Source organism: Vibrio sp. AIC-3 (assembly GCF_013114515.1).
Taxonomy (GTDB): Bacteria; Pseudomonadota; Gammaproteobacteria; order Enterobacterales; family Vibrionaceae; genus Vibrio; species Vibrio crassostreae_C.
Map to the genome: position 1 here is coordinate 1 of NZ_VTXG01000081.1, position 648 is coordinate 648.

At 42.6% G+C, this 648-nt stretch carries 1 pseudogene; it reads right to left on the reverse strand.

The features are described from left to right. Positions 1 to 648, reverse strand: a pseudogene (locus tag F0229_RS21950) (IS630 family transposase); the annotation flags it as partial.

Sequence of the window (648 nt, forward strand, 5' to 3'; positions counted from 1 at the left end):
TTATAATCAATGAAGTTTTGGTTTGCTAGATAGTGTTGCCTTAACCAACTCCACACTTGCTCTATAGGGTTAAGCTCTGGTGAGTATGGCGGCAATTTGATAATACTGACATTATCAAATGGGTTAGCAATATCATCGGTATGCCATCCTGCGCCATCCATTATTACCACTGAATGACGGTCTTTTTCTGTGACTTTAGATATCTGCTCTAGATGGTTTATCATGATGTCTTTGTTAACCCAAGGGACGACCATTGCCTCACCAATCCCTCTCGATGGGCACACTGAGCCAAACAAATAAGCGTATTCAAATTGCTGCTGTTTTACTACGCGAGGTCTCGTTCCACGAGTAGCCCAAAGACGTGTTGTTGTGTTCTGCTGACCAAACCTAGCTTCGTCTTGAAACCAGACATCAACACTCTCTAGCCCAATATGGCCGGGGATCTTAAGGATCGTTTCGATTTGGAATTTTTTTAAAATCGTCTTGTATTTGCTGTGATTGTTTAGGGTGTTTGGAACGAGAAGTTATCCAAGAAAAACCCATGTGGTCGAGGAGATAATAGATGGAATTAGGGTGGTAGTGCTTGTCAAAGTGTTTAACGATGTAGTCATGTATATCGCTTCCAACAAGGCGGCCACCAGAAGGTGA